The 21,210-nt window shown below is 72.9% G+C and carries 22 protein-coding genes; 11 read left to right on the forward strand and 11 right to left on the reverse strand.

Features of this window, described 5'->3' with window-relative positions; translation table 11 throughout:
- Window positions 1-245 precede the first annotated feature (245 nt).
- The 7 genes from ACH4NX_RS01265 (at window position 246) to ACH4NX_RS01295 (ending at window position 6,090) form a co-directional block, all read left to right on the forward strand.
- Window positions 246-1,247: a mechanosensitive ion channel family protein gene (locus ACH4NX_RS01265; RefSeq protein WP_398127298.1), complete on the forward strand. Its 1,002-nt coding sequence runs from the start codon at window positions 246-248 to the stop codon at window positions 1,245-1,247.
- Between the two features lie 199 nt (window positions 1,248-1,446).
- A complete protein-coding gene (locus ACH4NX_RS01270) occupies window positions 1,447-2,082 on the forward strand; it encodes a class I SAM-dependent methyltransferase (protein WP_398127299.1) in 636 nt (211 codons plus the stop codon).
- A gap of 147 nt (window positions 2,083-2,229) precedes the next feature.
- On the forward strand, window positions 2,230-2,415 hold the full coding sequence (locus ACH4NX_RS01275; RefSeq protein WP_351394842.1) for a hypothetical protein: 186 nt from the start codon (window positions 2,230-2,232) through the stop codon (window positions 2,413-2,415).
- 21 nt (window positions 2,416-2,436) lie between these two features.
- The gene (locus ACH4NX_RS01280; protein WP_351394845.1) at window positions 2,437-3,144 is read left to right on the forward strand and encodes a hypothetical protein; all 708 of its coding nucleotides are present in this window, start codon (window positions 2,437-2,439) and stop codon (window positions 3,142-3,144) included.
- Window positions 3,141-4,085, forward strand: a complete 945-nt coding sequence (locus ACH4NX_RS01285; protein ID WP_351394847.1) for a DUF6895 family protein — start codon at window positions 3,141-3,143, stop codon at window positions 4,083-4,085. Before ACH4NX_RS01280 ends, ACH4NX_RS01285 begins: the two co-directional genes overlap by 4 nt.
- On the forward strand, window positions 4,082-5,002 hold the full coding sequence (locus ACH4NX_RS01290) for a DUF6895 family protein (protein ID WP_351394850.1): 921 nt from the start codon (window positions 4,082-4,084) through the stop codon (window positions 5,000-5,002). Before ACH4NX_RS01285 ends, ACH4NX_RS01290 begins: the two co-directional genes overlap by 4 nt.
- Window positions 4,999-6,090 carry a serine hydrolase domain-containing protein gene (locus tag ACH4NX_RS01295; RefSeq protein ID WP_351394852.1) on the forward strand — a complete coding sequence of 364 codons (1,092 nt, stop codon included), beginning with the start codon at window positions 4,999-5,001 and terminating at the stop codon, window positions 6,088-6,090. Before ACH4NX_RS01290 ends, ACH4NX_RS01295 begins: the two co-directional genes overlap by 4 nt.
- Before the next feature lie 70 nt (window positions 6,091-6,160).
- Here the strand turns inward: ACH4NX_RS01295 and ACH4NX_RS01300 are convergent, their stop codons facing one another.
- Window positions 6,161-7,537 carry a trypsin-like serine protease gene (locus tag ACH4NX_RS01300; RefSeq protein ID WP_398127300.1) on the reverse strand — a complete coding sequence of 459 codons (1,377 nt, stop codon included), beginning with the start codon at window positions 7,535-7,537 and terminating at the stop codon, window positions 6,161-6,163.
- 192 nt (window positions 7,538-7,729) lie between these two features.
- Window positions 7,730-9,391, reverse strand: coding sequence for an alkaline phosphatase D family protein (locus tag ACH4NX_RS01305; protein ID WP_351394858.1), 1,662 nt, complete (start codon window positions 9,389-9,391; stop codon window positions 7,730-7,732).
- 344 nt (window positions 9,392-9,735) lie between these two features.
- On the opposite strand from ACH4NX_RS01305, the gene ACH4NX_RS01310 reads away from it, so the two are divergent.
- Window positions 9,736-10,041: a hypothetical protein gene (locus ACH4NX_RS01310; RefSeq protein ID WP_351394860.1), complete on the forward strand. Its 306-nt coding sequence runs from the start codon at window positions 9,736-9,738 to the stop codon at window positions 10,039-10,041.
- Between the two features lie 56 nt (window positions 10,042-10,097).
- On the opposite strand, the gene ACH4NX_RS01315 is transcribed toward ACH4NX_RS01310, so the two are convergent.
- The 4 genes from ACH4NX_RS01315 to ACH4NX_RS01330 are packed head-to-tail and all read right to left on the reverse strand — an operon-like array spanning window position 10,098 to window position 13,302.
- The gene (locus tag ACH4NX_RS01315; RefSeq protein ID WP_398127301.1) at window positions 10,098-10,898 is read right to left on the reverse strand and encodes a class I SAM-dependent methyltransferase; all 801 of its coding nucleotides are present in this window, start codon (window positions 10,896-10,898) and stop codon (window positions 10,098-10,100) included.
- A gap of 57 nt (window positions 10,899-10,955) precedes the next feature.
- The gene (locus ACH4NX_RS01320) at window positions 10,956-11,912 is read right to left on the reverse strand and encodes a transporter (protein ID WP_398127302.1); all 957 of its coding nucleotides are present in this window, start codon (window positions 11,910-11,912) and stop codon (window positions 10,956-10,958) included.
- Window positions 11,909-12,823, reverse strand: coding sequence for an ABC transporter ATP-binding protein (locus ACH4NX_RS01325; protein WP_351394867.1), 915 nt, complete (start codon window positions 12,821-12,823; stop codon window positions 11,909-11,911). The genes ACH4NX_RS01320 and ACH4NX_RS01325 overlap by 4 nt, the downstream gene beginning before the upstream one ends.
- Window positions 12,820-13,302, reverse strand: coding sequence for a GntR family transcriptional regulator (locus ACH4NX_RS01330; protein WP_351394870.1), 483 nt, complete (start codon window positions 13,300-13,302; stop codon window positions 12,820-12,822). The genes ACH4NX_RS01325 and ACH4NX_RS01330 overlap by 4 nt, the downstream gene beginning before the upstream one ends.
- 148 nt (window positions 13,303-13,450) lie before the next feature.
- On the opposite strand from ACH4NX_RS01330, the gene ACH4NX_RS01335 reads away from it, so the two are divergent.
- The 3 genes from ACH4NX_RS01335 to ACH4NX_RS01345 all read left to right on the forward strand — a co-directional run bounded on the left by ACH4NX_RS01335 (window position 13,451) and on the right by ACH4NX_RS01345 (window position 15,554).
- Window positions 13,451-14,140, forward strand: a complete 690-nt coding sequence (locus tag ACH4NX_RS01335) for a helix-turn-helix transcriptional regulator (RefSeq protein WP_351394872.1) — start codon at window positions 13,451-13,453, stop codon at window positions 14,138-14,140.
- Window positions 14,137-15,114: a pyridoxal-phosphate dependent enzyme gene (locus ACH4NX_RS01340; protein WP_351394875.1), complete on the forward strand. Its 978-nt coding sequence runs from the start codon at window positions 14,137-14,139 to the stop codon at window positions 15,112-15,114. Before ACH4NX_RS01335 ends, ACH4NX_RS01340 begins: the two co-directional genes overlap by 4 nt.
- A gap of 80 nt (window positions 15,115-15,194) precedes the next feature.
- Window positions 15,195-15,554, forward strand: a complete 360-nt coding sequence (locus ACH4NX_RS01345; protein ID WP_279565544.1) for a cupin domain-containing protein — start codon at window positions 15,195-15,197, stop codon at window positions 15,552-15,554.
- Window positions 15,555-15,632: 78 nt separating this feature from the next.
- Here ACH4NX_RS01345 and ACH4NX_RS01350 read toward each other — a convergent pair whose 3' ends face one another.
- From ACH4NX_RS01350 to ACH4NX_RS01370, 5 genes are all read right to left on the reverse strand, one after another.
- Window positions 15,633-16,943 (reverse strand): ABC transporter permease, encoded by a 1,311-nt coding sequence (locus ACH4NX_RS01350; protein ID WP_351394879.1) that lies wholly within the window; start codon window positions 16,941-16,943, stop codon window positions 15,633-15,635.
- Window positions 16,944-16,946: 3 nt separating this feature from the next.
- Window positions 16,947-17,738, reverse strand: coding sequence for an ABC transporter ATP-binding protein (locus tag ACH4NX_RS01355; RefSeq protein WP_398127303.1), 792 nt, complete (start codon window positions 17,736-17,738; stop codon window positions 16,947-16,949).
- 405 nt (window positions 17,739-18,143) lie between these two features.
- Window positions 18,144-18,797 (reverse strand): lactate utilization protein C, encoded by a 654-nt coding sequence (locus tag ACH4NX_RS01360; protein ID WP_398127304.1) that lies wholly within the window; start codon window positions 18,795-18,797, stop codon window positions 18,144-18,146.
- Window positions 18,794-20,296 carry a lactate utilization protein B gene (locus ACH4NX_RS01365; RefSeq protein WP_398127305.1) on the reverse strand — a complete coding sequence of 501 codons (1,503 nt, stop codon included), beginning with the start codon at window positions 20,294-20,296 and terminating at the stop codon, window positions 18,794-18,796. Before ACH4NX_RS01365 ends, ACH4NX_RS01360 begins: the two co-directional genes overlap by 4 nt.
- On the reverse strand, window positions 20,293-21,048 hold the full coding sequence (locus tag ACH4NX_RS01370; protein WP_398127306.1) for a (Fe-S)-binding protein: 756 nt from the start codon (window positions 21,046-21,048) through the stop codon (window positions 20,293-20,295). Before ACH4NX_RS01370 ends, ACH4NX_RS01365 begins: the two co-directional genes overlap by 4 nt.
- Window positions 21,049-21,210: the final 162 nt, after the last annotated feature.

Raw genomic sequence — 21,210 nt, forward strand, 5'->3', positions numbered from 1 at the left:
GGACGGCGACAACGATAACCACGCCGCGGGTCCCCCTCCGCTGTGGACGACTCCTCACGGGTGCCCGGGCCGGGGCCGGTGATGGGCCGGACCCGAGTGAAGATGACGCAACCGTCCGACATAACGGACAGATGGGGGAAATGACGAGAGCGCCGAAGTGCACCGGGCGTCATGCTCGAGCCGTCCGTGGGTAGGCGGGCCCGACGGCGAAGACGTCATCCCCGAGGAACGGAGCACTTGAGCCGATGTCGCACACCTCCCCGCCCTCCGGTCCGGCCACCGACCCGCAGTTGGCTGCCTCGTGGTCGGACTGGATCGGCGACCACACCACGGCACTGATCGGGATACCGCTGCGCATCGCGCTCATCGTCGTCATCCTGCTGGTGGTGCGCGCGGTGGCCAAGCGGGCCATCACCCGGGTCGTCCAGCGAGTGCTGGAACCGACGGCCGGTGAGTCCGAGCGCAGCCGGCCCCGACGGCCGGGGCGAGGCGCCGCCGTACTGCACCGCGACCGGACCCGGGCGAAACAACGCCGTGAACAGCGGGCCCGCACGATCGGCTCGGTACTCAGCAGCGCCGTGACCATCGTGCTGTTCATGGTCGGTGTGGCCATGGTGCTCGACCAGGTCGGCATCGCGCTCGGCCCGTTGCTGGCCAGCGCCGGAGTGGTCGGCCTGGCGATCGGCTTCGGCGCCCAGAGCCTGGTCGCCGACTATCTGTCCGGCCTGCTCATCATGGTCGAGGACCAGTACGGCGTCGGCGACTCGGTCGACCTCGGTGAGGCCGTCGGCGAGGTGGAGCACGTCGGCCTGCGGCTGACGCACGTACGCGACCTCAACGGCGGCCTGTGGCACATCCGCAACGGTGAGATCCTGCGGGTCCGCAACGACAGCCAGGAATGGGCGCGTGCCGTCCTGGACGTCGCCGTGGCCTACGACGCGAACCTCGACACGGTCTACCGTGTGCTGGAGGACACCGGCCGCGCCCTGCGCCAGGACCCGGACTTCACGGACCTCCTGCTCGAGGACCCCGCGGTGTGGGGGGTGCAGTCCCTGGACGCCGACGGCGTCCTGGTGCGCCTCGCCGTCAAGACCGTGCCGCTCCAGCAGTGGGGTGTCACCCGCGAGCTGCGTCGCCGGGTCAAGGACGCCCTGGACGAGGCGGGCATCGACATCCCCTTCCCGCAGCGGACGGTATGGGTGCGCACGGACGCTCCCGAGCCCGGGACCGGTGCCCTGACGCGCTGACGCGTCGGGTGGGAGGACGGGCCGGTCCGACACGGACGGTGGCGAGCGTCGGGTGTGCCGGGTTTGCCGAACCCGCAAAGGGTTTTGCCGTCCGGGCTCCGACAGGTGCAGTCTGCACCCGGGGCGCGCGGTCGTCGCGCGCGCTGCCGAGCGGACGATCCGTCCATCCGTCCCGTCCCGTCCCTCTCCAGGAGGCACCATGACCGACATGCCCGCGCCGGCTCCCGCAGCGGAGTTCTGGGAAGCCCGCTACCGCGACACCGACCGGGTCTGGAGCGGCCGGCCCAACGACCTGCTGGTCCGCGAGGCGAGTGACCTCGCCCCCGGTACCGCGCTGGACCTCGGCTGCGGCGAGGGGGCCGACGCCGTGTGGCTCGCCTCGCGGGGCTGGCGGGTCACCGGCGTGGACATCTCCGGAACCGCGCTCGAACGCGCCGCCGCGCACGCCGCCGACGCCGGGGTCGGCGACCGCGTCGCCTGGGAACGCCACGAGCTGGGCCGGTCGTTTCCCGAGGGCTCGTTCGACCTGGTGAGCGCCCACTATCTGCAGTCGCCGGTCGCGCTCGACCGGCGGACCGTCCTGCGTGACGCCGTGCGGGCCGTCGCGGACGGCGGAACCCTGCTGCTCGTCCTGCACGCCGGGTGGCCGTCCTGGCAGACCGAACCGCCCTTCGACGTCGCCTTCCCCACCCTGGACGGGGTCCTCGCCGAACTCGCCCTGCCGGACGGCGAATGGGCCGTCCGGACCAAGGAGACCGTGCGCCGGTCGAGCGCCTCACCCCAGGGCGTCGAAGGCTTCCGCGAGGACAACGTGTGGCGCCTGCGGCGTCTGTGAAGCCGGCGACTGAAGGCGCGCATGTCACGATGTGTCCAATATGTTGAAAAAGTGACCTACTGAGAAATTTGAGAAGAGAGGAATGTTTTGTGACTTCCCGGACACCTGTGGTGTGAAGGCCTTTGGCTACCAGAGGGAGATGGTGAAATGCCTTCCAAGGACAAGGTGCTCGAGGAAGTCCGCACCGAGAACATCGACATCGAAGCGGCACTGGACCCCGCCGAGCCCGACGGAGTCTTCCGCGACAGCCGCGAGTGCGCCGCGCTCGCCCTCCAGGCCGGAGGCGGCAAGCTGCTGCTTTCGCCGCCGACCCCGCGCCCGAAGAAGGGCTGACGGACCGACGGGAGCATTGAGATGGAGCAGTCGAGCACGTCAGCCCTTCTCCAGGGGACGGTGCTGGACCTCGCTTCCGACGTGGTCTCCGCTCTTCGGAGCGGAGACCACGTGCGAGCGGGGGGCACCCTGACGGGAAGCGGTGCGGGCGAAGGCGTCGCCGTCGCGGCGGTACGGATCCTGGGCGCCGATGTGCTGTTGCCCACCACACTCCTGCGCCTTCCGCCCGATCCCGGACAGCTGGCCGTGTTCAAGGACGCCGTGGCGGCCCATCCGCCGCGCGCCGACGCGGCCCCCACCGTCGTATGGAGCCACTGGGCCATGACCGGTGCCCTGCGTCGGCTCGAAGAACCCCTGACCCATCCGCTCGACGACGAGCCGGGTGCCGAACCCGGCGCCGGCTGGCTCGACGACGCGAGCTGGCAGTTCCTGACCCACCAGCTCGCCGTACTCGCCCCGCTCGCGATGCCCGCCGTGGAGTGCGCGGTGACCCGTGCGGCCCGGCGCCGTCCGGTGGACGTCGCCCGCGGCTTCGTGCGAGCGGTACGCCGCCGCGACTGGCAGCAGGCCGCCGGAGCCGGGCGCTGGCTCACCCTCCTGGACGGGGTGCCCGACACCCTCGGCCTTGAGGCGGGCCTGGACTTCGTACGGCTCATGGGGGGCAGCGACCCGCGTGTCGCCCTGCAACTGGAGGCGGCGCGGCTGATGCCGGCCGGAGTGCTCCTGTGAGCGTCCGGAGCGTCGAGGAGGCCGCCCTGGCCTGGGTGTGGGACCACCGCGACCGCTTCGCGCTCGGTGAGGACGCGCTGGCGGCCGACGGCCAGGTGAACCGCACGTGGAAGCCGCTGGGCGAACTGGCGCAGGTCTGCGCGTCCGTGTCCGCGTGCGCCCCGCCGTCGGACCCGCTCCACACCCGCGCGTCCGACCTGCTGGACTTCGCCTGGCAGCAGACCCGCCGGGGCGAGCTGTTCCTGTTGATGCAGTCGTTGGAACCCTTCGCCACCTACCCGCTGGAGGTGTACGCGGCCTTCGCCTCGGCCGGTCACCGGCACACCGGGTACGAGGCGTCCGCCGCGGTGGTGGCCCGCACCCGCGGCTGGCGGCTGACCGAGCAGTACCCCACCCGGCGGCTCGGCGTCCTCGAGGCCGAGCGGCGCAGCGGCCTGAACCCGCACGGCCGCGTGGCGCAGATGCTGGGCCGCACCTGGCTCGGTGGACTGCCCGAACCCTGGACCTTCGAGCGCGCGGCCGGTTACGCGCTCACCCATGTCGTCTTCCACCTCACCGAATGGGGACGCGACCCCCAGGGGGTGCCGCCGGACCTGGCGGACTACCTGCTGCACTGGCTGCCGCCCTGGCTCGACACCTGCCTGGAGGCCGGGATGTGGGACCTGGGCTGCGAGCTGCTGGCGGTGGCGGCGAGCCTGCCGCGCCCGCCGGAACCGGCCGTCCTGGAGGACGCCTGGCAGCGCGTCGCGGCGGCACAGCACGCGTCCGGCGCGATCCCCGAGCAGGGCGCCGGGCGGGACGCCCCCGAGGCCGCCGACGGCGCGGAACCCCACCCCTTCACCGACTGCTACCACTCCACTCTGATGGCCGCGTTCGCGGCGTCCCTCACCACGGCACGGCTGAGGGACGTGGACCACGCCGGACAAGGAGTGCCGGGATGACGGACACCCGCCTGATCCACCGCGTCGGAGTCGGTGCCCTGGAGTGGCTGTGGGCCCACCGTGACGGCTTCCGGCTGGAGCCGGACGTCGACCCCGAGATCGGTTTCCTGGAACGCTTCAAGCCGGTCGGCGAACTCGCCCTCGTCTGCAAGGTGCTCTTCCGCGAGGGCGTCGCCGGGTCCCGGCAGGCGCGACTGGCCCGCCAACTGCTCGACCACACCTGGCGCGAGACCCTGGACGGGGGCCGCATGCTGGTGCGCGGGCAGCGCATCGAACCGTTCTCACCGATCCCGTTCGAGGTGTACCTGGCGTTCAAGGAGCTCGGCTACAGCCAGCCCGAGGTGGAGCGGGCCACGGTCCTCAACCACCGGCTGGCGAACTGGGCGCGGTTGCCGGTGACGCCGACCCGGCGCCTGGGCCTCGCCGCCTTCCAGCGCCGCTTCGGCCTGCCGCCCCGGCCTCCCGAGGCCGACCTGGTGGGCGCCACCTGGCTGGCCGGCACCCCCGAACCCTGGACGGTCGAGGGCCACACCGCCTACGACATCACGCACACCGTCTTCCACCTCACCGACTGGGGCGAGAACCCCGACGGCCTGCCGGCCCCGATCGCCGACTACCTCGCCGCCTGGCTCCCGGCCTGGGTCGACGACTGGCTGGACCTGGAACGCTGGGACCTGCTCGGCGAACTCCTCGTCGTCGACGCCTGTCTGCCCCGACCCGCCTTCGACGAGTCCGCCTGGCGGGGCTTCGCCGCCGCGCAGCAGCCCGACGGCGCCATGCCCGCGATACGAACGATGCCCGAGGGCGACGCCGAGGCGGTGTTCGACATCGTCTACCACCCGACGCTGGTCGCCGCCTTCGCCTCCCTGCTGGCCACCTCCCGCGCCCTCACCGAGCTAACGCACAGCGGCTCATGACAGGCCGTGCGACGACCTGGCCGGGCGATCCGGCCGCCGAGGAGGACACCAGCCCGTCGGCGTCCGGCCCTGCCGGGCCGGCCGACGAGGCGGCCCTGCGTGAACGGCTGGCCGACGCCGTCGACGTCGCCGACGCACCCGACGTCGTCTTCGCCGTCTCCCGGCACGGCCGGCGCACCCTCCACAGCGGAGGCACCGCCCCGCCCCCCACGACCCCCCGCGAGGACCTGCGCTACGAGATCGGGTCGGCCTCCAAGACGCTCACCGGACTGCTGCTGACCCGGCTGGTCCGGCGCGGTGTCCTCACCGGGGGCGAACCTGCCGCGGCCTGCCTGGACCCCGCCCGCCCGGCCGGTCCCGACCCCGTGACGCTCGCCCACCTCATGACCCACACGTCGGGACTGCCCGCCCTGCCGGCCGGCTTCGCCCCACGGGCCCTGCCCGCCTGGCGTACCAACCCCTACGCCCGCTACCCGGCCGAGCGGCTGACCGACACCTTTCTGCGCCACCCACCGAGGCACCGGCCCGGCACCCGCTGGCACTACTCCAACTACGGCGTGTCCGTGCTCGGACACGCCGTCGCCGCCGTCACCGGCACGGCCTGGGAGGACCTGCTCACCGGGCAGGTCCTGCGCCCCCTCGGCCTGAGCGGTACGGCCCTGCGCGCCCAGGACGAGAAGACCGACGCCACGGGGCACCGCAAGGACGGCCGCACCCCCGTCCCGGCCTTCGACGCGGGCGGCTTCCAGGCGGCGGGGGCCGTCCGGTCCACCCCGCACGACCTGCTGACCTTCCTCGAGGCCCACCTCGACCCGGCCGGCTCACCGGCGGCCGGCGCGCTGCGTGCCGTACGGGTCCCGGTGCTGAGGCGGGGGCTGGGGCACCGGCACGTGCACACGGTGGCGTGGTTCCGGCACCCCACCGACGGCGGGCCGATGTACTTCCACAGCGGTGCCACCCTCGGCCAGCAGGCGTTCCTGGGCTTCCGGCCCGACACCGGCACGGCGCTGGCCGCGGTGTGCAACCGGCGCTTCCGCGCCCACGACCCGTTCATGGCCACCGCGTACGCGTTCCTCGCCGGGCAATGACGAAGGCGCGGGGCCGCCGTCGGCGACGGCCCCGCGCCCGCGAGCCGCCGGGCCGGCGGCTCACCGTCCGTCAGACACGCTGCCACAGGGCCGGCGTGTCCTGGGGCGACCAGCCACCCTGCGCCTGGTGGTTCTGCAGGCACCGGTACCGCAGGCCCGCGTGGGACACCGTGGCCCCGACCTCGTAGACCCGGCCCGCAGCCCACGCGTCCGCGGCCGCGTTGTCCTGCGGCGCGGGCGTTCCCGCCGAGGCGGACGTGGTCGTCAGGGTGAGGCCGAAGTCGCTGAGCAGCGGGTTGACCGGCTGGTAGAAGGTGGTCCCGCCCCTCGTGCAGTCACCGGTGCCGCCGGACGTGGTGCCCTGCGCCTGGGTGCCCGCGACGAAGGGGCCCCCGGAGTCCCCGCCTTCGGCGCACGCCGTCGTCTCGGTCACCCCGTCGACGATGCCGTCCGGGTAGCTGACACTCGTGTCGTGCTGCCGGATCACACCGCAGCGCCATCCGGTGGTGGAGCCGGAACGGCACACGGAGGCACCCACGAGCGCCTCGACCGAGCCGGCGACCTGCACCGTCTGGCCGTCCTGCGCCCTGACGTCGGGGGTGACGGTCCAGTCGGCGTTGACACCCACCCAGGCCATGTCCTTGCCGGGGAAGGTCGAGGCCTCGAAGGCGCCCTGGTCCGCCTCGTTGAACCCGGTGGTGGTGTCGCCCGGGTCACCGCAGTGACCGGCCGTGGCGAAGCCCTGCTGATCGTCCTTGGTGACGGAGAACCCGACCGAGCAGCGGGCAACGTCGTTGATGTAGTAGGGGTCGCCGCCGATGAGGTCCTCCAGCACCCTCGGCCGGTCCTGCGAGACGCGGACGCCCACGTCCTGGCCCCCGGCCCCCGCCGCCTCGACGAAGGCCGCCGCGGCCGACCGGCTGGTGGCCTGGACCATGACCCGGTTGGTCCGCACGTCGACGTACCAGACCGGTGTCTCGGTGGTCTGCGTACGGACGGCGGCGGCGTCCAGTTTCTCCTTGACCGCGCGGAGTTCGCTCAGCCCCTTCTCGGCGACCGCCGCCTTGGCGCCCTGTGCCTCGATGGCGGCGGTGTCCGCGGCGTCGGTGGTGGCGACGGTCAGCTCGGCGGAGGCCGCGCCGCTCACCCAGGCGCCGGCGAAGCGGTCGCCCAGCGTGTTGCGCAGCATGCCCGCCCGGGTGCCCGCTTCCGCCTCGTTGACCAGCCGGGCCGTCGCCTGCCGCGGCGTCAGCTTCAGGTCGCGCTCCATCGCGCGCAGTACGTCCGCCGTCGGCTTGTCGGCGCCGAGCGTCCGGGCGGTGGCGGACTGACGTTCCTGGGCGGGCGGGGGCGCGGCCGACGCGGCCGAGGGGAGCGCGGTCAGGACCAGGGCGCCGAGCGCGGTCAGGGCGGCGCGGCGGCTGCGCGCGGCATGTCTGCCGACCATGCGATGTGCCTCCTTCGAGGGCTGTACGAGACAGCGGGGATCGGTGGATGACCGTGGATCACGGTGCGAAGCGGCGAAGTCACAGTCCTAGCCGGAAAGACGGGCGCCGACGCCGGACCCGGGCGTCTTTCGCGCTATGGGGGACGCGGTGGGTGCCAAGTGCAGTACGCGGACGCGCGTCCCGGGCCGGGTTCAGGCGGGTTTCAGTCCCGGGGCGCCCGCCTCGGTGACGAAGGACGCGGCCGTGGTGATCGGGGCGCCGGGCGTACTGACGGCGGAGACCGTCCGGAAGTCGAGGCGGGCGGCCTGGCGGTCGAGCCCGACCCGGACGTAGCCGCGCTTGCCGTTGTAGAACCTCATGTGCGGGTTGGCCCGCATGTACAGGTCCCAGTTGGCGGGCTGCTCCACGCCGTCCCGGCCGCTGGCCACCGAGGTGCAGGTGATCTCCGTGCCGACGGTGGCGGACGCGGGGTCGTCGAAGTCGTCCTTGACGTCGAGCGCGTAGCCCACGTGCACGTCGCCGGTGAGGATCAGCCAGTTGTCGACCCCGGCCGACCGCGCACCGGCGACGACCCGCTCGCGCGAGGCGCGGTAGCCGTCCCAGGCGTCCATGGAGAGCGCGGCGTCGGCGGTCACGTCGAACTTGCGCTGGGAGAAGCAGACCTGCTGGGGCATCACGTTCCACAGCGCGGCCGAGCTCTGCCAGCCGTCGAGCAGCCACTGCTCCTGCGCGGCCCCGGTGATGGTGCGCGCCGGGTCGTCCGACTCGGGTCCGGGGGCGTGCGGCCGGTCGTCGTAGGCCTGGTCGGAGCGGTACTGGCGGGTGTCGAGGATGTCGAACTGGGCGAGCGTGCCCCAGTGCAGCCGGCGGTACAGCTGCGCGTCGGGGCCCTGGGGCAGCTGGGCGGCGCGCAGTGGCTGGTTCTCCCAGTACGCGCGGTAGGCGGAGGCCCGTCGCAGCAGGAACTGGTCCGGCGGGATGTCGTTCTCCGGGACGCTGTCGGCGTAGTTGTTCTCGGTCTCGTGGTCGTCCCAGGTGACGACGAACGGATGCGCGGCGTGCGCGGCCCGCAGGTCCTCGTCGCTCTTGTAGAGCGCGTAGCGCATCCGGTAGTCCGCGAGGGTCATGGTCTCGCGGTTGAACACGTCGGGCAGCGTGACGTCCGTGTAGCGGCGCTCTCCGCCGGCCGGGTTCACCGCGTACTCGTACAGGTAGTCGCCGAGGTGGAAGACCACGTCGACGTCGTCCTCGGCGAGGTGCCGGTGCACCGTGTAGTAGCCGTCCTGGTAGGCCTGGCAGGCGACGGCCGCCAGTCTCAGCGACGAGGCCGCGCTGCCGGCCGGCGGCGCGGTGCGGGTGCGGCCCGTCGGGCTGATCCAGGTACCGGTACGGAAGCGGTAGTAGTACACCGAGCCCGGTGTCAGGCCCTGGACGTCGACGTGCACGCTGTGCGCGTACTCGGCGTGTGCCTCGGCGGTGCCCCGGAAGAGGACGACCGCGAAGTACTCGTCGAGGGCCACCTCCCACTCGACCGTGACCCGCTCCGTGCCCATCCCGCCGTCCTCCAGGAACGGCTCCGGCGCCAGCCTGGTCCACAGCAGCACCGAGTCCGGCAGGGGGTCGCCGGAGGCGACGCCCAGGGTGAACGGGTCGCTGCTGATCCGGGCCGCCCGCAGGGGCGCGGCGACCGCGCCGCGAGCCGGCAGGTTGGTGGAGAAGGCGAGCGCGGCGGCGGCCGCGGTGACGGTGAGGAAGCGCCGGCGGCCGAGGTGCCGTGCGGCGGCGCCCAGCACGGCGTCGTGCGGGGAGAAGGCGTGCTCGGCCAGTGCGCTGTGACGGCCCGTGGGCGCCATCTGCTGTCCTCTCGTACGGGGCGGGCGGTCCATGGGCGAACTGCACGGGGAACCGGGTGGGCCCCGGGCGGTCGCCCCACGCACGCCGGCACGGGGTACTCGCGGCGGGCGAGCCGGGGTGCGCCGTCCGTGCCCGGGTCCCGTCGCGCGGTGGCGCCGACCCGTGATGCGCGGACCCCGCATGCTAAGCAGACAAAACCGGCGGAACCGGCAGGACTTGCGGAGTGATCACACAGGAGGAGGTACGCGCGTGTGGGCGTCCGCACCGCGGGGCACCCGGGACGGGCGAGGCGCGGGGGCCACAGGAGCGGGAGCACGGGAGAGGAAGGCGGCGGGCGGAGCCGATGGCCAGGACACGGCGCTACGAAGTGGCGGCCTCAGGTCGCTGGTGGGACGAGGACGACGACCGCTGGCTTCCGGCCGGCGAGGTGCACGCGTGGGAACAGGGCATGAACCAGACCGTGTGCGGTCTGTCGCTCCACCGCTCGCGGCTGTCCCGGTTCGCGGGCGTGACCTGGACCGACGTGCTGCCCGAGTCCGGCGGCGCGGCCGACGCGGTCCGCCGGGTCTGTCCCCGCTGCGCCGCCGCGGCCGGCCGCCGGGGCGCGGACGCCCGCCCGGGCTGGCGGCGGACCGATCCGCGCCCGTAGGGGCCGGACGGACGGTCCGGCCCCGAGGGCGTGGCCACTGCCGCTCGGCCCGCCGTCTACGACGGCAGCGGCGAGCGGCTGACGCGGATCTTGGACTGGCCGTGCGGCCGCTTCTCCCAGTCCTCCATGAACCGCGCGTGCAGACCGTGCCTGCGGGCCAGCGCGAGCAGGGTGTCGGTGCGGTAGTAGAAGTCCTCGCGGAGCACCTGGTGTTCGGTGCCCTCGGTGCGGTCGAAGGTGAAGTCGAAGAACCCGGTGCCGGTCAGGACGCGGCCGACGTGGGCGAGGCACTCCTCGATGACGCTCAGCGGTGAGTGCGAGAAGACGCTGTGCGCGTGGATGACGTCGAAGTGGTCGTCGGGCAGGAACTCCAGCTTCAGGTCCCCGGTGATGGTCAGGTGGGGGAGCTTGGCCTGGAGCCCGCGCTCGCTCAGGGTCCTCTTGGCGGCGATCAGTATGTCCGGCGAGATGTCGATGCCGTAGTAGTGGCCGGTGTCGAGGTGGTCGATGAAGCGCCAGCCGCCGCGCAGGTTGCCGCAGCCGATGTCGAGCATGCGGTGCTCGGGGCACAGCCCGTGCTCGACCAGGTACTCGAACTGCATCTGCCCCAGTGCCAGCCAGCGGTCGTGGGTCTGGCTGCCCACCGCGGCCTCGGGGTTGCGACGGGTGTCCGAGGCCATCACGGCCCGGTAGTAGCCGACGTGGTCCGGGTGCTTGATCCGCAGCCACGCGTCCCGGCCGGCCCGGCGGACGTAGGGGCCGACGCGTTCCGGGTGGCGCAGCGCGTACCCGACCTTGTGGGTGAGCGCGGCGCGGTTGCTGCGCAGTTTCTTCGGGGACTTGGCGTCCTTGGGCATGAGCGGATCGACCTCCGAGTGAGGAGCGGGGTGGTGGGGAGGATGCCGGAGAGGGTGTCAGACCCGGCGGCGCAGCAAGAGGACCGTGGCGACGGTGAGTCCCAGGGCGAGGCCGCCGAGGAGCGCCGTGTCCGTCCACTGGAACGTCCAGTAGTCGCCGGTCGGATTCGCCTCGTAGAAGCGGGCGACGTAGCCGTACTGGGACATGCACTCCATCAGCTCGCGGCCGGAAGGGTGGGGGCAGTTCAGGGCGTCCTCGCGGCGGCCGGACGCCGTGACCATGCCGTAGTGCCCGGTGGACCACTTGTCGCCCATCGGCGGCTTGGGCTGCCACCCGTCGCTGACGTACCGGTGCGGCGGGACCAGCAGGCGGGCCCGGTGCGTCCACTGCACCAGAACCGTCACCGCCGCCGTGACCAGCAGTGTCCAGGCCATCGCGGACAGCACCCGGCGTGCCAGCAGTCCGGCGAGGGTGCCGACGGCCAGGCCGGCCAGCGCGGCGGCGACGGTGGCGGGGCCGGAGCCGGTCAGCGCTGAGGCCTCGTACCAGAAGACGCCGTAGCTGCGGTTGACGGCGGGCTCCCACCACCAGCGGAACAGCAGGGCGAGGGTCCCGGAGAGCGCCACGGTGCCCGCCGCGGCGAGTGCGAAGCGGGACGCGAACCACTGGGCCCTGCCGACGCCCTGGGACAGGATCATCCGGTGGGTGCCCAGTTCCCGGTCGCGGCCCAGCAGCGGCGCGCCCCAGAACATGCCGATCAGGGTGGGCAGGGCGATGTTGAGCGCGCCGAGCAGCCTGAGCGGCTCGACGTCCAGGAACTGGGGCAGTCCGTCCTCGGGCCGGCCGCAGTACAGCGGTCCGGGGCCGCAGTGGTCGAACAGCCCGCCGCGCAGGTCGTCGAGCATGCCGGAACGGAAGTACGCGGCGAGCGCGGCGGTGGCCAGGAGGACCACGGCGCCGCAGACGACCAGTACCCGCTGCTGGCGCCAGGCCAGCCACAGCGCGCCCTTCACGCCGCCTCCTTCGCGCTGTCGGCACCGGTGGTGCCCGGGGTGCCATCGGCACCGGACCGCAGGTGGCCGAGCAGGATCTCCTCCAGGCCGGGCCGTTCGACGTGCCAGTCCCCGCCGAGCGGGCCGCGCGACCGCACCAGGGCGGTCAGCTGCCGGCCGTGCGTACGGCGGTGCACCACGGTGTGCTCCCGCAGAGCCGGCGTCTGGTCGACGTGGCCGCTGACCAGGATGTGGCTCTCGCGGAGCGCGTCGACGTCCTCGCTCAGCCCGACCCGGCCGGCCCGCAGCAGCAGCACCCAGTCACAGGTCTGCTCCAGGTCGGGCAGGACGTGCGAGGACAGCACGATGCTCACCTCGCGCTCCGCCGCCTCGGCCATCAGCGTCGCCATGATCTCGCCGCGCACCACCGGGTCCAGGTCGGCGAGCGGCTCGTCCAGCAGCAGGAGGTCCGGCCGCTTGCCGAGGGCCAGGGCGAGCGCCACCCGAGTCCGCTGCCCGGGGGACAACTCGCCCACGCGGGCGGACGGCGCGATGCCGCCCTCCCGCACGACCCGCTCGGCTGCCGCGTGGTCCCACACGGAGTTCAGCCTGCCGCCCATGCGCAGGGTGTCGGCGACGGTGAAACGGGGGTAGAGCGGCCTGTCCTGGGTGAGCAGGGAGACCCGGCTGCGCGCCGCGGCCGTGCCCGGGGCGGTGTCCAGTACCCGGATCTCGCCGTGGGTGGGCCGCAGCAGTCCGCCCGCCAGGTGCAGCAGTGTGCTCTTGCCCGCGCCGTTGCGGCCGACCAGGGCGGTGATACGGCCGCGGGGCACCGTGAACCCGCAGTCCCGCAGGGCCCGGTCGCCGCGTGCCCGGTAGCGGAACCCGAGGTCCGTGGCGTGCAGCGCGGCGGGCTCGTCTGGCCCGGTCATGCGTCCTCCTGTTTCCGTCCCCGGTCGTCCGGGTCGTTCTCGTGTCGCTCGTGTCGCTCGTGTCGCTCGTGCGGCTCGCGCTCGTGCCCGTGTTCGTGCTGGTCCAGGGCAGCCGTGACCAGGGCGAGTACGTCGTCCCGCTCCAGTCCGGCCGACCGGGCCCGTGCGACCCACTCGGTGAGGTCCGTGCGCAGGGGCGAGTCCTCCTCCGCGCCGGGCCGCGCCAGCGACCGCGTCACGAAGGTGCCGAGCCCGCGCCGCGACCGGACCAGGCCCGCCTGCTCCATGTCGCGGTAGGCCCTGAACACGGTGTTGGGGTTGATGGCGGTGGCGGCGACGACCTCCCTGGCCGTCGGGAGCCTGTCCCCGACCCGCAGCACACCCATGCGGAGTGCCTGCTCGGTCTGCCGCACGATCTGCACGTAGGCGGGGATGCCGCTCTGCCGATCGATCCGGTACTCGACCACGTCACCTTCCATGATTTAGTTAATTCATTAGTAGAAGCATGATCAGATGAGGTGGTGATGTCAAACAGGAAGTGGGGGCGGGGTACTGCACTTGGACTGTCAGTCCAGTGATTGGACGTGTAGTCTCGACCCGGTTGTGATTCCCGTAGGGAGGCACCTGGTGAGCGAAACGGCCCTGGACGCGGAAAGGGACTCCGTCCTCGCCGCGCTGCGCCCCGTCGTCGACGGGATCGCGGCGACGTTCGGCCCGGTCTGCGAGGTGGTCCTGCACGACTACCGGCGCCCCGAGCGGTCGGTCGTGGCCGTCGCGGGCTCGGTGACCGGGCGGACGGTGGGCGGGGCGATGAGCGAGATCGGCATGCGTGTGCTGGCCCGGGGCGACGAGGCGCGGGACGAGCTGAACTACGTCACGCGGACGGGCGACGGCACCCTGCTGAAGTCCTCCACGATGGTGCTGCGCGACTCCACGGGCGCGGTGTTCGGCGCCCTGTGCGTCAACCTGGACGTCACCGCCGTCGACCGGGCCCAGGCCCTGCTCGGCGCCCTCGCCGGCGCCGCGGGCGCCCCCGCCGATCCACCGGCGACCACCTTCGGCGACGACATCGACGCGGTGGTCGACGCCATCCTGGACGCCCACCCGCTGCGGGACAGGAGCTGGGCGGCACTGGACCGCGCACAGCGCCTGGAGCTCTTCCGCGACCTGGACGGACGCGGAGTGTTCGCCGTACGCCGATCGGTCGAGCAGGTCGCCGCCCGGCTCGGCATCTCCCGGGCCTCCGCCTACAACTACCTCGCCCGGGCCCGCGCCACGACCGGCCCGGCCACCGACCCCGCTGGAGGACACGCGTGACGACCACCACCCCGCCGGTCACCCTCGACGACGTCCGTTCCGCCGCCGCCCGCCTGGCCGGCGTCGCGCACCGTACCCCGGTGCTGCGCTCACGCACCCTGGACGCCCTCGTCGGCGCCGAGGTCTTCCTCAAGTGCGAGAACCACCAGCGGGTGGGCGCCTTCAAGTTCCGCGGCGCCTACAACGCGGCCTCCCGCCTCACGCCGGAGCGGCTCTCCCGCGGCATCGCCGCCTACTCCTCCGGAAACCACGCACAGGCGGTCGCCCTCGCCGCGCGCGAACTGGGCACCACCGCGGTGATCGTCATGCCCGAGGACGCGCCGCCCTCCAAGCGGGACGCCACCGCCGGCTACGGCGCCGAGATCGTCACCTACGACCGCTACACCGGCGACCGCGTCGCCCTCGCCGAGGCCCTCGCCGCCGAACGCGGGCTGAGCCTCATCCCGCCCTACGAGCACCCGCACGTCATCGCCGGACAGGGGACGGCCGCCCTCGAACTCGTCGAGGAAACAGGACCACTGGACGCGCTGATCGCACCGGTGGGCGGCGGCGGACTGATCGCCGGGAGCGCGACGGCGGTCAAGGGCCTGCACGCCGGCACGAGGGTGATCGGCGTCGAACCCGAGGCCGGTGACGACACCCGGCGCTCCCTGGAGGCGGGCCGGCGGGTCACCGTCCCGGTCCCGCACACCATCGCCGACGGCCAGGCCCTGCCCACCCCCGGCGAGCTGACCTTCTCCCTCAACCGGCGGCTGCTCGACGTGGTCGTGCTGGTCAGCGACGACGAGATCCGGGACGCGATGCGGTTCGCCTTCGAGCGGCTGAGGACCGTCCTCGAACCGAGTGGCGCCACCCCGCTGGCCGCCCTTCTCACCGGCTGCGCCGGCCCGCTGCCCGGCCGCGTCGGCGTGATCCTCTCCGGCGGCAACGTGGACGCCGCACGCTTCGCCCGCCTGTGCGGCGCGCCGCGCTGAGACCCCACCGTCCCCCGGATGGCGGCCCCGGGTTGACAGGTGGACGATGGGGTGGTGGGGGCAGGGAAAGGAGGAGCGTCATGCTGGAGGCCAAGACGCTCGACAAGCCGGACGAGCGGCGCGATTTCCCCCGGGGACACATCGAGGCCGTGCACATGGAAGGCCTCGACTTCGCCGTCGCCACCTTCGAGCCGGGCTGGCGCTGGTCGGAGTCCGTGGCACCCATCGCGGGCACCGACAGCTGCATGATCCACCACAACTGCTACGTGGCCCAGGGACGCATGCGCGTCCACATGGACGACGGAGCCGAGAGCGAGGTGGGCCCCGGCGACGTGTTCGTCTGCTCGCCCGGGCACGACGCCTGGGTGGTGGGCGACGAACAGTGCGTGGTGTACGACTTCGCCGGAGGCATGGCCAAGGAGTACGCCAAGGCGGACTAGGACGGGTCCGGCGCGGCGGGTGAACAACCGGGAACGGCGAGCGGAGGGACGGCCGTCCCTCCGCTCGCCGTTCCCGGCTCATGCGGCCGGCGTCACCGCCCCGACCGCCGGCGTACGCAGCACCCGCCGGGCCGTCCCCAGGCTCGTTCCCAGCGTCACCGCCGCCGACACCGCCACCATCGTGAGCCACACGCCGAGGAACTGGCCGGGCAGCACCGCGTCGGAACGCACGACGGTGAACGGCAGCACCCCCGCCAGTGCGGCCACCGTGCCGAAGAACACCCCCGTCACCGTCAGGATCACGCCCTCGGCACCGACCACGCCCAGCACCTGCCCGGGCGTCGCCCCCGCCAGCCGCTGCTGCCCGAACTCACGGGAGCGGTACGTCGTCGCCGCGTACAGCGAGTTGACCAGCATCACGCAGACGAACACCGCGATGATGCCGACCACCGTGAGGTTGAGCGTCTCCAGGTTCTTGGCGTCGACCGACTTGACCAGGCCGGAGGCCTTCACCGCGTCGCTCTCCACCGCCTGCATGGTGACCGTCGCCGTCGACACCGCCGTGAACAGGATCAGCGACACCAGGATCCCGGCGAGGTGACCGGCCCGCTCGCGCAGGTTGCGCACGGCCAGCCAGCCGCTCGCGCCGTTCAGCGGCAGCCGGGCGAGCACTCCCCTCAGCAGTAGCGGCGACAGCAGCGCGAAACCCACCGACAGCAGGATCGCCCCGTAGGCCGGCGGCGCCATCAGCGCCTCGTCCGTCGCCGAGAACAGGAAGGTGGCGCAGGTTCCCGCGGCACCGGTGGCCAGCGCGGCGTACGCCGGCCACCGCTTGACCCCGGCCCGCTTCCGGCCGCCCCGCGTCAGCCGCCGCACCGCCAGGAACGCGGCGCCCGCCGACGCGACCAGGGTGATGCCCACCCCGCTCATCAGCGCGATCGGGCCGAAGGAGTACTCGACGGACCGCGCCACCTGGCCGCCGTCCTGGAACATGTCAAGGAGCGCCCGCCCACCGAGCATCGCCGGACCGATCGCCAGTCCCGCGCCGGCCACGGCCACGGCCACCGCCTCACCCACGACCATCCGCCCGATCTGGGCGGGGGTCGCGCCCGAGCAGCGGAGCAGCTCCATCTCGGCGGTGCGCTGACGGACGTTGACCGTCAGCGTGGAGGCCACCGCGAAGAAGACCAGCAGGGTCCCGTAGCCGCCCACGACCCCCGCCGCCGTGCCCAGCGTGTTCGAGCTGACCGGATCCACACCGTCCTGTCCGGCCACGTCGTGCATCGAGTTGAACATCATGGTGATCGCCGCGCCCAGGAAGGCGGACAGCAGCGTCGCGAGGAACCGTCCGGGGCGTCGCCGGATCGACCGCAGGGCCAGTACGAACATCGCTCACACCCCCGCCGGCACGTCGTCGCCCAGGTGCGCCAGCCGCTCCGCGACCGTGTCCGGGGTGGGTACGTCCATCCGCCCGGCCAGCCGTCCGTCGGCCAGGAAGACGACCGAGTCGGCGTACGAGGCGGCGACCGGGTCGTGCGTCACCATCACCACGGTCCGGCCGTGCGCCCGCACCGCCTCTCGCAGCAGCAGCATCACCTGCCGCGCGCTGCGCGTGTCGAGCGCGCCCGTGGGCTCGTCCGCGAAGATCACCCGGGGTTCGCTGACCAGGGCACGGGCGATCGCCACCCGCTGCCGCTGACCGCCGGAGAGCTGGTCGGGACGGTGACCGAGCCGGTCACCGAGACCCACCGCGGTGAGGATCTCCCGGGCCCGCTTCCGGTCGACACGGCGCCCGGCGAGCTTCAGCGGCAGCACCGTGTTCTGCGCGACCGTCAGTGTCTCCAGCAGGTTGTACTGCTGGAACACGAACCCGACCCGGCCGCGCCGGAACTTCGTCAGCTCCGCCTCGCCGCCCCCTGTCAGCTCCGTGCCGTCCACGCACACGATGCCGCTGTCCGGCCGGTCCAGACCGGCCGCGCACTGCAGCAGCGTGGACTTGCCCGAGCCCGACGGCCCCATGACGGCGGTGAACGTGCCGCGCCCCAGACTCAGCGTCACGCTGTCCAGGGCGGTCACGGCGTTCTCCGCGGTGCCGTAGGTCCTGGTCACCTTGACGAGCCGGAGGGCCTCGGGGGCGGGGCCGGGGTCGTGGTTGCCTCGTGCGCCGGAGCGGAACATCGTCATCACCTTCCGTGCGGCACGCCCTGTGCGCTGCCTCGCCGACGACGCTACGGAGCCGGCGGCCGCGCCACACTGGGCGCAGAGCCCGTATCGGGGGGTGTACCCAGTGACACCCCCGGCCCGCGTGCGCCACGATGATCGCCACGACCGACGGGACAGCCCGGCTCGCCGAACCCCGGTCCTTCGCCTTCGACGGCTACGGCGTGGTGATGTCCCGCGAACTCGCCTCCGACGAGCTGGTCTCGCACATCACCCCGGCCGTGCCCGGACCCGGGCGCGGTGCACCGCTCCTCGCTGGAGGTCCTGGAGTCCCTCTTCGAGCTCTCGCTGCCCGGGGACCTGATCGTCACGGTGACGCTGCCCGCCGACGTCCTGAGGACCGGGCGACCTCGCGGACGGACGTCCCGCTCACCCGCCCGCCAGCACCACCTCCAGGGTGCGCGGACCGTGCACCCCCTCGACCCGGTCCAGTTCGATGTCACTGGTCGCCGACGGACCGGAGATCCAGGTCAACGGGCGCGCCGGGTCCAGGCGTTCCAGGGCCTGGGACACGGCGGAGACCACCTGGTCCGGCACCCGTACGACGCAGATGTGATGGTCGGGGACGAGGGTGATGCGGCGGCGGCCCTGGTCGGGGGAGCCGTCCAGGACGATCGTCCCGGTCTCGGCGACGGCCACGGCGCAACCCGTGACCACGCTGTCCACCCGGTCGAGTTCGTGCGGGGTGCTCGCCGCCACGTCGTGCACACGGGTCGCGTCGACGGCCTCCAGCCAGTCCGGCGGCAACCCGGGCGGCATCAGCACGCTCCGCGAGCCGCGTGCGGCCAGGAGCCGCGTCAGCAGCCCGGGCAACTGCCCGTCCGCGCACCGGTGCACGATCGCCCGGTAGTCCGCCAGGTTGTCGGCGAGCAGCTCCACCGTCTCCGCGACGGTCCGCCGCCCGTGCTCGCGCGCGTAGTCCCGCGCGACGGCACGCTCGTACGGAGGGTCGTCGTGCGGCACGTCCGCGAGTGCCCGCCGTACGCGGCCGAGTACGCGTTCCCTGCCGGCCCCGCTGTTCACTTCGTCCCGTCCTTTCCACCACGCGTGCGCTGCCACCAGTCCCGGAACGGCTCCACGGGCACCTCCGGCAGGTCCCGGCTGCCGCTCCACGCGCGGCCCGGCCCCGGAAGGGTGCGTGGATGCAGGCGACGGGTGCGCGACGCCAGCCGCTGGCCGGTCCGCAGGGCGCCCGGGTGCGTGAACGCCCATTGCGCGGCCCGCATCGCCGCCCGCTCGGCGGCATGCCCCTTCGCCGGTTTCAGGACGACCCTGTTGCCCTGCCGGACGGCCGGCCCGCCCCGCACCACCCGCTCCCGCAGGTGCACCAGCACCTCGGGGATGTCGATGGCGACCGGGCACACCTCGTAGCAGGCGCCGCAGAGCGAGGACGCGAACGGCAGGGAGGCGTCGACCTCGCTTCCCGTGCCCCTGAGCTGAGGACTGAGGATGGCGCCGATGGGGCCCGGATACACCGAGCCGTAGGCGTGACCGCCCGCCCGCTCGTAGACGGGGCAGACGTTGAGGCACGCCGAGCAGCGGATGCAGCGCAGGGCCTGGCGGCCGACCTCGTCGGCGAGGGTGTCGGTGCGGCCGTTGTCCAGCAGGACCAGGTGGAAGACGCGCGGGCCGTCCCCGTCGGTGGTGCCGGTCCACATGGACGTGTACGGGTTCATGCGCTCGGCCGTCGAGGAGCGGGGGAGGGTCTGCAGGAAGACCTCCAGGTCCTGCCACCTCGGCACGACCTTCTCGATGCCGACGACGGAGATCAGGGTCTCGGGCAGGGTCAGGCACATCCGGCCGTTGCCCTCGGACTCCACGACGACGAGCGTGCCGGTCTCGGCGACCATGAAGTTGGCGCCGGAGATGCCGACCTCGGCCCGCAGGAACTTCTCCCGCAGGTGCAGCCGGGCCGCCTCGGCGAGTTCGGCGGGCGTGTCGGTCAGGCCCTCGGGGGCCGGGCGGCCCCACTCGCCCATCTCGGAGCGGAAGATGTCCCGGATCTCACCGCGGTTGCGGTGGATCGCCGGCACGAGGATGTGCGACGGCCGGTCCTTGCCCAACTGCACGATCAGCTCGGCGAGATCGGTCTCGTAGGCGTGGACGCCCTGAGCCTCCAGCGCCTCGTTGAGACCGATCTCCTGCGTCGCCATCGACTTGACCTTGACGACCTCACGCTTCTCCGTGTCACCGCCGCCGCTCTCCTTGACCAGCCGGGTGACGATCCGGTTGGCCTCCTCCGCGTCGGCGGCCCAGTGCACGGTCCCGCCCGCCGCCGTGACCGCCTCCTCCATCTGCACCAGGTACCGGTCGAGATGGCGCAGCGTGTGGTCCTTGATCTGCTTCCCGGCCTCGCGCAGCGCCGCCCAGTCGTCCAGTTCCGCGACCGCGCGGGCCCGCTTGTCCCGGATGGTGTGCGTGGCGTGGCGCAGATTCCCGCGCAGCGTCGGGTCGTGCACCGCCTCACGCGCAGCCTCCGGAAAGGCTGGGAACGCCGGCATTCCCAGATACGTCCCGCTCATACGGTCGCCGCCTCCTCCGTGCCCGCCAGGATCTCCGCGATGTGCACCGGCCGCATGCCGGTCCGCAGCCGTGTCATGGTCCCACCGATGTGCATCAGGCAGGAGTTGTCGGCCGCGCACAGCACATCGGCGCCGGTGGACTCGGCGTTGCGCACCTTGTCCACGCCCATCGCCGCCGAGACGTCGGAGTTCTTCACGGCGAAGGTGCCGCCGAAGCCGCAGCACTCCTCCGCGCCGGGCAGCTCGACCAGTTCCAGCCCCTTCACCGCCTCCAGCAGCCGCCGGGGCCGGTCACCGAGGCCCAGGCTCCGCAGCCCGTGGCACGTCGGGTGGTACGTCACGGTGTGCGGGTAGTACGCCCCCACGTCCGTCACCCCCAGGACGTCCACGAGGAACTCCGTCAGCTCGTACGTCTTCGGCACCACCGGCGCCAGGGCCGCCGCGAGCGTGTCCCCGCGTCCCTCGGCCCGCGCCCGTTCGCCCATGCGCGGATACAGCTCCCGCACCATCGCGCCGCACGAGCCCGACGGCGTCACGACCGCGTCGTAGGGTGCGAAGACGTCGGCGAAGTGCCGGGCCAGCGGCTCCGCCTCGTGCCGGTAGCCCGTGTTGTAGTGCGCCTGCCCGCAGCAGGTCTGGGCCATCGGGAAGTCGACGTCGACACCCAGCCTGGTCAGCAGTCTCACCACGGCACGACCGGTGTCCGGATAGAGCGTGTCGTTGACGCAGGTCAGGAACAGGGCGACACGCATCGCGGCTCCTTGTGGTCGGTCGGCTCGAACGGTCGGCCCGAACAACATGATCATCGGATGAAGCGCAGGGTAGTCGGCGTATCGAGGCAGGGGGAGACCACAGGCGGTGAGTGCGGCCCCGGTCGCCCGCCCCTGACGAAGGTCTTCCCACGGCGGCGCGGG

Origin of the sequence: Streptomyces sp. NPDC017225, from assembly GCF_044331465.1 — a bacterium.
Taxonomy (GTDB): Bacteria; Actinomycetota; Actinomycetes; order Streptomycetales; family Streptomycetaceae; genus Streptomyces.

Coding starts and splice junctions, on each gene's coding strand:
- ACH4NX_RS01310 (WP_351394860.1), top strand. CDS start 9,736: ATGGCCAGGACACGGCGCTACGAAGTGGCGGCCTCAGGTCGCTGGTGG.
- ACH4NX_RS01305 (WP_351394858.1), bottom strand. CDS start 9,391: ATGGCGCCCACGGGCCGTCACAGCGCACTGGCCGAGCACGCCTTCTCC.
- ACH4NX_RS01290 (WP_351394850.1), top strand. CDS start 4,082: ATGACGGACACCCGCCTGATCCACCGCGTCGGAGTCGGTGCCCTGGAG.
- ACH4NX_RS01365 (WP_398127305.1), bottom strand. CDS start 20,296: ATGAGCGGGACGTATCTGGGAATGCCGGCGTTCCCAGCCTTTCCGGAG.
- ACH4NX_RS01325 (WP_351394867.1), bottom strand. CDS start 12,823: ATGACCGGGCCAGACGAGCCCGCCGCGCTGCACGCCACGGACCTCGGG.
- ACH4NX_RS01300 (WP_398127300.1), bottom strand. CDS start 7,537: ATGGTCGGCAGACATGCCGCGCGCAGCCGCCGCGCCGCCCTGACCGCG.
- ACH4NX_RS01280 (WP_351394845.1), top strand. CDS start 2,437: ATGGAGCAGTCGAGCACGTCAGCCCTTCTCCAGGGGACGGTGCTGGAC.
- ACH4NX_RS01270 (WP_398127299.1), top strand. CDS start 1,447: ATGACCGACATGCCCGCGCCGGCTCCCGCAGCGGAGTTCTGGGAAGCC.
- ACH4NX_RS01355 (WP_398127303.1), bottom strand. CDS start 17,738: ATGACGATGTTCCGCTCCGGCGCACGAGGCAACCACGACCCCGGCCCC.
- ACH4NX_RS01330 (WP_351394870.1), bottom strand. CDS start 13,302: ATGGAAGGTGACGTGGTCGAGTACCGGATCGATCGGCAGAGCGGCATC.
- ACH4NX_RS01350 (WP_351394879.1), bottom strand. CDS start 16,943: ATGTTCGTACTGGCCCTGCGGTCGATCCGGCGACGCCCCGGACGGTTC.
- ACH4NX_RS01265 (WP_398127298.1), top strand. CDS start 246: ATGTCGCACACCTCCCCGCCCTCCGGTCCGGCCACCGACCCGCAGTTG.
- ACH4NX_RS01275 (WP_351394842.1), top strand. CDS start 2,230: ATGCCTTCCAAGGACAAGGTGCTCGAGGAAGTCCGCACCGAGAACATC.
- ACH4NX_RS01295 (WP_351394852.1), top strand. CDS start 4,999: ATGACAGGCCGTGCGACGACCTGGCCGGGCGATCCGGCCGCCGAGGAG.
- ACH4NX_RS01315 (WP_398127301.1), bottom strand. CDS start 10,898: ATGCCCAAGGACGCCAAGTCCCCGAAGAAACTGCGCAGCAACCGCGCC.
- ACH4NX_RS01345 (WP_279565544.1), top strand. CDS start 15,195: ATGCTGGAGGCCAAGACGCTCGACAAGCCGGACGAGCGGCGCGATTTC.
- ACH4NX_RS01370 (WP_398127306.1), bottom strand. CDS start 21,048: ATGCGTGTCGCCCTGTTCCTGACCTGCGTCAACGACACGCTCTATCCG.